This window comes from Nocardiopsis alba DSM 43377, from assembly GCF_000341225.1.
Classification (GTDB): Bacteria; Actinomycetota; Actinomycetes; order Streptosporangiales; family Streptosporangiaceae; genus Nocardiopsis; species Nocardiopsis alba.
The window spans coordinates 1-7,114 of sequence record NZ_ANAC01000025.1 but is presented as its reverse complement, the minus strand read 5'-3'; the positions used below and the strand labels follow the sequence as shown (position 1 = coordinate 7,114).

Annotated in this window: 8 protein-coding genes and 1 tRNA gene; 3 read left to right on the top strand and 6 right to left on the bottom strand. The window is 67.4% G+C overall.

The genetic code is table 11. The annotated features are described in order from the left end of the window. Positions 1-70: 70 nt before the first annotated feature. The 3 genes from D451_RS0122935 to D451_RS0122925 all read right to left on the bottom strand — a co-directional run bounded on the left by D451_RS0122935 (position 71) and on the right by D451_RS0122925 (position 3,047). Complete coding sequence (locus tag D451_RS0122935; RefSeq protein WP_026125292.1) at positions 71-736, bottom strand: DUF1707 and DUF4870 domain-containing protein; 666 nt, start codon at positions 734-736, stop codon at positions 71-73. A 287-nt stretch (positions 737-1,023) separates the two neighbouring features. Next, positions 1,024-1,353, bottom strand: a complete 330-nt coding sequence (locus D451_RS0122930; RefSeq protein WP_014912558.1) for a WhiB family transcriptional regulator — start codon at positions 1,351-1,353, stop codon at positions 1,024-1,026. An 815-nt stretch (positions 1,354-2,168) separates the two neighbouring features. After that, the gene (locus D451_RS0122925) at positions 2,169-3,047 is read right to left on the bottom strand and encodes a LysR family transcriptional regulator (protein WP_017536127.1); all 879 of its coding nucleotides are present in this window, start codon (positions 3,045-3,047) and stop codon (positions 2,169-2,171) included. An 82-nt stretch (positions 3,048-3,129) separates the two neighbouring features. Here D451_RS0122925 and D451_RS0122920 point away from each other — a divergent pair, with 82 nt between their 5' ends. Continuing rightward, the gene (locus tag D451_RS0122920) at positions 3,130-4,041 is read left to right on the top strand and encodes an EamA family transporter (protein ID WP_017536126.1); all 912 of its coding nucleotides are present in this window, start codon (positions 3,130-3,132) and stop codon (positions 4,039-4,041) included. Continuing rightward, positions 4,038-4,223, top strand: coding sequence for an NAD-dependent epimerase/dehydratase family protein (locus D451_RS28420; protein WP_017536125.1), 186 nt, complete (start codon positions 4,038-4,040; stop codon positions 4,221-4,223). The genes D451_RS0122920 and D451_RS28420 overlap by 4 nt, the downstream gene beginning before the upstream one ends. A 102-nt stretch (positions 4,224-4,325) precedes the next feature. On the opposite strand, the gene D451_RS0122910 is transcribed toward D451_RS28420, so the two are convergent. The 3 genes from D451_RS0122910 to D451_RS0122900 form a co-directional block, all read right to left on the bottom strand. Then, positions 4,326-4,401 (bottom strand) — tRNA-Ala (locus D451_RS0122910). A gap of 239 nt (positions 4,402-4,640) precedes the next feature. Continuing rightward, complete coding sequence (locus tag D451_RS28715) at positions 4,641-4,763, bottom strand: DLW-39 family protein (RefSeq protein WP_014912962.1); 123 nt, start codon at positions 4,761-4,763, stop codon at positions 4,641-4,643. Between the two features lie 233 nt (positions 4,764-4,996). Next, a complete protein-coding gene (locus D451_RS0122900) occupies positions 4,997-5,830 on the bottom strand; it encodes a helix-turn-helix domain-containing protein (protein WP_017536124.1) in 834 nt (277 codons plus the stop codon). Between the two features lie 328 nt (positions 5,831-6,158). Between D451_RS0122900 and D451_RS0122895 the strand changes: the two genes are divergently transcribed. Next, positions 6,159-6,467 (top strand): hypothetical protein, encoded by a 309-nt coding sequence (locus D451_RS0122895; RefSeq protein ID WP_017536123.1) that lies wholly within the window; start codon positions 6,159-6,161, stop codon positions 6,465-6,467. The last annotated feature ends 647 nt before the right edge of the window (positions 6,468-7,114 follow it).

The following is a 7,114-nucleotide window of genomic DNA, read 5'->3' as shown; positions in this document are numbered from 1 at the left end:
GGCGAGTAAGAGCGCGACCCCGCCCCTCGTGTCCGGGCCGCGGGGAGAACCCGGGGTCCGGACACGAGGGTCAGTCGTCGTCGCCCTTGATGAGCCGATAGGTGAAGGGGTAGCGCCAGCCGTTCCCCATGATGTTGGTCGCGGCGGCGATGACCGGAAGGACGAGCCCTCCGAGCGCCACGGCCACCAGGATCAGGATCGGCAGGACCAGGATGGACAGCACCGCGCTGACCGCCATGGCGATGATCCAGAAGAGCTGGAAGTTCAGGGCCTCCAACGCGTGCTTGCGCATGAAGGGCGTGCTGTCCGAACTGATCAACAGGATCAGGAGCGGACCGAGCAGGGGGAAGAAGTACGCGGACGCGTGACTCAGGCCCGAGCCGACCTTCTCCAGGGGGTTGTCCGTCCTCATCCCTCGAAGGTCGGCGGCGGGACGCCGTCGGCCTCCCTTGGAGCCGAAGCCCTCGCCCCCGGGTCGCCCCGGGGCCCCGCCCTCCGTGAAGGGCCGGACCCCGAGGTCCTCCGTGAGCGGAGCCAGATCCGAGGCGACCTTGGCGCGCATGGCCCGGTCGAGCCGTTCGTCGAACTCGTCCTCCTCCAATTGGCCCTTCGAATAGGCCTCTCGGAGGACCTCGGCCACGGCGTCCCGATCCTGGTGGGTGAGCCGGACCTGTGGTCGCGGACCGTCGGGACTCCACGGACGTGGCCGAGGGTCCCGCGAACTCTGCTCTGTCATCCCCACTCCCGAAAGCCGCGTGGGGCTCGACCGTACGAGAATGTCGCGCCCTCCTCCATGATGCTGCATGGAGCCGAGTGCGTACATGAGGGACGTCCCTGATCCTCCCCTGATCCGCCCCTCCTTCGAAAGGAGGAGGCGGCATCGACCTTCGGCCCGTAGGGCCGGGTCGATCCGTCCCAGGTCGGAACGTTCCCCTTCGAAACCCGCGCCCGGCCGTCCCCACGGCCTCACGCGAACATCCCCGTCACGATCGACGTCGAGGCTCCCCTCCTCGACGTCCCGGGTCAGTGCCCGGCGACGACGACCGGAGCGTTGCGCACCGGCTCCTCCTGGGACCTCTCCTCCTCGTAACGCTTCTCGGCACTGGTCAGGAGGTCGTACCAGCTGGTGACGTCCTTGCGCCTACGCAGCAGAGCACGACGCTCACGTTCGGTCATACCGCCCCATACGCCGAATTCGATCCGACTGTCCAGGGCCTCCGCCAGGCACTGGGTCCGGACCGGGCATCCTCGGCAGATGAGCTTGGCGCGGTTCTGCGCGGCTCCCTGCACGAACAGTGCGTCGGGGTCGATCTCGCGGCATTTGGCACGAGCCGCCATCTTCTCATTCCACATGTTGCCCCACTCCCAAGATCAGCATGTGTGGTGATCGGAACCCGCCGACCGGCTGTCGGCGGACGAGGGACCAACGGGCCGCCACGAGGACGATGCACGAAGCCGAACGGGGGCCGCTCGGCTCGTCTTCGGGGGTCGTTCGTTTCGGCGCGCTGTGTTCCTCGTTGTCGTTGGTGTCGAAACTACGGATCGTCCCAGTTCACCAACAGGCCCCAAGAGGCCTATTTCTCATATGGCCCAGTAGGACCATTGCCTCCTCAGGAAGTGTCATCATACACACACGGAGAGTCACTGGATATGGTAGGAGCGCACCAAGTGAAGAGAAACCGGAAACTCTCGCGAACCAGACGCACAACCCCTGAATGACCTGCGCTTTCAGGAACACCGATGACCCGGACCGCCTGTCCGGACAGGCCTGGTCGAACCGGACGGCCCTCCCGTGAACCCACCCGATCGGGCTATGCGACCCTCCTCCACGGCCACCTAGAGCAACCCCCTCCCCCACCTTTTCCCACCCCCTCTCCACCCCCCCTGGAACTACTGTTTAGTAACCACGACAAATAGTCCACAGAAGACGGGAAGAGTCCTATTCAGCCGACGGAAGGACCCGTTCCCGGGTTTTAAGCGGACCTTTATGTAAGGCCGCTTCACCACATCCGTTCATCACTCGGCCCGGACTCCACCGCAGCCGGGGAAAGGCCTCTGAGAGCTCCCGAGAGCGCCGCTCCGACCTCGGGAGACAGGAGGCCGCCCATGGGGGCACCCGAAGCCGTACACGCGCTTTCTCGGATCGGAGCGTGCCGACCGCCCCGCCCCTATGCGGAAGGGGCCTCGTCCACCAGTTCGAGGAAGGCGCGTGCGGCGGGGCCCGGATTGAAATCGCTCCAGGACAGATATTCGGCACGGGAGGGCCCGTCGACCACGGGAAGGACGACGAGCCCGCGCTCACGAGGGGCGTAACGGGACGCCAGAAGCGTGACGGCGAGGTTCTGACGGACCAGATCGACGATGAGGTCGGCGGACATCGACTCGAAGGCCACATCGCGCCGCACACCCGCGCCGTCGAAGGCCAGATCGCTCTGGGCCCTCCCCGGAGTCCCCGCGGTGAAGTCGGCGAAGGTCTCCCCCTCCAGATCCGTCAACCTCAGCTCGGCACGCTCGGCCAGGGGGTGCTCCGCGGCCAGAACGGCGACGAGGTGGTCGGATCCCAGATGACGCCAGGCGACCCCGCGCGGTTCGAGGGACTCGGGAAGCCCGAGGAAGGCCACGTCGACGTCCCCTCGAACGATCTCCTCCACCAGCGCGTCGCTACCGCCCATCCGCAGGGTGACCCGGACCTCCGGATGCGCCCGGTGGAACAGGCCGAGGACGGCGGGCACGTCGACGGCGGTGACCGTCGGTATGACCCCCACGTTCAACCGACCCCTCACCCGCCCCACCGCCTCCGAGGCGTCGGCGACCGCGCGCTCGGCCGCCTCCAGGGCGGCCCTCGCCTCCGGCAGGAAGGCCTCCCCCGCCGCGGTGAGCTCCACCCTCCTGCTGGTCCGGGCGAACAGGTCGAAGCCCAACTCCCGCTCCAGCGTCTTGATCCGGTGGCTCAGCGCCGACTGGACCACGAAACACCGCGCCGCGGCCCGGGTGAAGTTGGCCTCCTCGGCCACGGCGATGACATAGCGAAGTTGTTGCAGCTCCATAGATCGATCTTGATATGAGATCGATGCGATGACAAGCATGTGTTGGACTCATCGATACCTCCGACCGCACGATGAGTGCGTGATGACGACTCCCGAAGCCCCCGAAACGGGCGTCGGGGGCAGAGTCGGCCTGACCGCGCTGACCGCCCTCGCCCCGGCCGTGTGGGGCACGACCTACATCGTGACGACCGAGTTCCTCCCCCTCGGCCACCCGCTGTTCGCGGCCCTCATGCGGGCACTGCCCGCGGGCCTCCTGGCCCTGGCGATCGTTCGAAGACCCCCGCGCGGAGACTGGTGGTGGAAGGCCGCGGTCCTGGGCACCCTCAACATCGGCGCCTTCTTCCCCCTGCTGTTCCTGACCGCCGAGCGTCTCCCCGGGGGCGTGGCGGCCACCCTGGGCGCCACCCAGCCGATCATCGTGGCCTTCCTCGTCGTCGCGCTCCTGAACGAACGGTGGTCGGCCTGGCGGGTCGTTTGGGGCGTCGTCGGCCTGGCCGGTATCGGAATGGTGGTCCTGGGCCCCGAGGCGACCCTCGACCCCGTCGGTGTCCTCGCCGGTCTCACGGGGGCCGCCTCCATGGGCACGGGCGTCGTCCTGACCAAACGCTGGGGACGCCCCGAAGGCGTCGACGACCTCACCCTGGCGGGGTGGCAGCTCACCGCCGGAGGCCTCGTGCTCCTCGTCCCCACCCTGCTCATCGAAGGCGTCCCAGTCCAGGTCGACGCCCCGGCCCTCGCCGGCTACCTGTGGCTCGGACTCATCGGTGGGCTCATGGCCTACACCCTGTGGTTCGGGGGGATCCGCCGTCTGCCGGTGACCGCCACCGCCCTGCTCGGTCTGCTCTCACCCCTCGTGGCCGCCGCTCTCGGAGCACTCCTCCTGGACGAGAGCCTCACCCTTCTCCAGATCGCCGGGTTCGTCCTGGCCCTGGCCGCGATGCTCGCCGGCCAGATCACCCCTCGTACCACTCGACGAAAGGCCCCCACCTCATGAGGATCTCCGTCTTCGGAGCCACCGGCATGGCCGGAACCGCGATCGTGGAGGAGGCCCTGGATCGGGGCCACACGGTCACCGGCGTCTCCCGGATCACCTCCGGCGACCTCGCCATCGCCGTCGTCGACGAGATCGAGATCCCCGGCGGGGAACGACACATCACGGTCGTCCGTACCGGATGACCGAGGGCCGGCGATCAGGTGATCGCCGGCCCTCGGGAACGAGGTGACGGGGATCCCGAATCGGAGATCCCCGTCACGTACGCTCGAAGCAGTCTTCTTCTGTGGTGGAGCCAAGGGGAGTCGAACCCCTGACCTCCGGTATGCAAAACCGGCGCTCTGCCAGCTGAGCTATGGCCCCGTTTCTCGGATCCGGGTCCAGGCCCGGTCACCATGCAGAGCATACCCGCATCGGAGGGTGGTCCGGCGCACTGGACAGGGGGCCGGACACAGCACAAAGCCGTGGGTCGCACCACGGGTTCGTCGGCCCACCCACGTCTTCGTGTCACTCGCGGACCCCGGGCGACACACCGGGTGTGCGCCGTCGACCCGCCTTGGAAACCCACCGGCCCCCTGTCGGGCGGCCAGTCGGGTCCGCGATCAGCTCTCGCTGGCCGCGGTGGCTTCCGTCCACAGGTCGAGCTCGGCGCGGTCCGCCTGGATCTTGCGGTAGACGGCGAAAGCCCCGAGGGCCACCAGCGCCAGAACGATGATCTTCTTCACTGTCCGGACCCTTTCTCTGTTGAAAACCGGTCGTACACACGGGCACCCGTCACCGCGACGGGGCACCGAGGGCAACTTTATGAGGTTGTCACCTAGCAGACTAGCAAGTCGTGGCGGGCGTTCCCTGCCATGGTGGACCGATTCGCCCCGGCTTTCCCACGAAGACCCCTCCTTCACCGGCCACGTCCCCTCCCGGACAGCGGTTTCAGGCCTTCCAAGGGCAGGTCGAACCCTCAGGTGAGCAGCGCCATACGACGCAGGATCCCCACCGTCACCTCGGGGGAGGCCGCGCTCCGGCACAACCCCTCCCAGACCCTCCGGCAGGCGCGGACCCCCTCCTCCGACTCCACGACCGTCCCCCCATGAGGGGCCTCCACGTAGGCGAGGTCCGCCTCGTCCTCCTCGAACTCCATGATGGAGAAGGGTCCGGCCGAACCGGTGTGAGGACCCGCCGATGTCGGCACGATCCGTACCGTGACGCGCTCGGAACCGGACGCGAGTTCGACGATCCGCCGGGTCTGCGCACGGAACACGGAGCGATCCCCGTGGACCCGCTGAAGCGCGTCCTCCTCGACGACAGCGTCATAGACCACCGAGGAGCTCGACTCCAGGATCTCCTGACGCTTGAGGTGCGCGGCGACCATCCTCTCCACTCCGCGGTCGTCGTGCCCCAGGGCCCGGGCCACCACGGCCGTGTAGTCGGGCACCTGGAGCAGGTCGGGGACGAGGATCCCCCCGTAGGTCCACAGGGCCACGGCACCGGCCTCGTTCCCCACGTAGGCGGAGGACAGGACGTCCTCGTACTCGGTCCACCAGGGCCGCAGGCGGGATTCGCGCACCAGGGTCAGGACGGCCTCCCTTTGGCCCCCTGTGACCCCGTACAACCTCAGCAGGGCGGAGATCTCCATAACGGAGGGCCACTTACGGATGCCCGTCTCTATATGGCCCAGTTTGGCCGGGGACCATTCGAGTTCCTCGGCCACGTCGTTGAGGGTCAGGCCGGCCTGCACACGGCGGCGGCGGAGTTCGGCGGACAGGCGCCGTCGGCGGACCGTGGGACTGGTCATAACACTGATCCAATGGCCGAGTGTCGGGGGGGTGTCCCACCAGAAAAACACGCTCTCTAGGATCTAGCAATGCGTCTCTAGAAAACAGCGGTCGTTTCGTTCGCGAAGAAGGAGGAACTTCGACACATAGCGCCGGAATTACTCCTCTTGTTACGATGTGTGAAGGAAGTGACGTACAGAGGAGTCACATGGCCCGCTCACGGGCTCATTCGTCCTTCTCGACTTCTCGGACATCACCCGGAACGACCATCCCGGGATACTCCGTGGGGCACGTACGATGCTTGAGGTGCCCGTTTCGGCGGGCGTACCCGCACACGTGAGGAAATCCATGAGCTACCCGCTTGACGACGCCGAGCAGCTGATCGCTAACGCGGAGGCCGACATGCCGCCGAGCACCCGCTCACGGCTGATCGCGAAACTCCGCATGGGTAAGCACATCGACGACGCGGCCGAGGAACTCGGTATCAACCCGAAACAGGTGTTCGCGACCGCCCGTATCCTCACCGCCTTCGGCGACCAGTTGGACGCCACCCTCACCGAGCAGAGGGACCCCTCCCTGCCGCACGGGACCGTGACCGGGTACAACAAGCGCTGCCGTTGCCCCGAATGCCGAGGAGCCCTCCAGCAGCGCGTCTGAACACACGAAACGGCCGGCCTCTTCCGGCCACCGTCTCCACCTGCGACGATAGCGAGTTCACCCGGACTTCGCCGAGCGATCAGAGCCATCGAGGCTTAGCGCTCGCGAGTTTGGGGAGACCGCTCAACATGAACGAGCACGTGGACTGGTCGGCGATGAGCGAAGAGGATTTCGTTGCGCTGCTGCGGCAGCTCATCGACGCTCCGGAGGTCGACGACGACCAGTAGCGCCTCTCGAGCGCGGGTCGTCCGGAGACTCTTCCCAGGACGGACGGGCGAGGAAGCCCCGCCCGTCCCTCGATGATGCGCCGAACACGGACCGCCCTTTCCCTGAACCGCCCCCCGGACACCCCGGCCCCTCTCCCCTCATGCCCTCCTCCTGGAGGAGCCGGCGCCCGGCGAGGGTCCACCCTCATCGAGACGTTCTCCGGCCGGGCGGCCCCGGTGTTCTCGGTGCCGTCGCCTCACTCCTCCGCGGTCCGCCCCTGCTCCCCCCGAGTCGTGACGACCTTCCCCGCGGTGCGGTACGGACCCCTCCTGAGACTCGAAGCCCGGAGAACCCGCGCCCCTCCACCCCCGCTCCCGTTTTCGGGCACAAAAAAAGGGGGGCACCCCAAGGCACCCCCCAACACACAAAAAAGAAAGGGA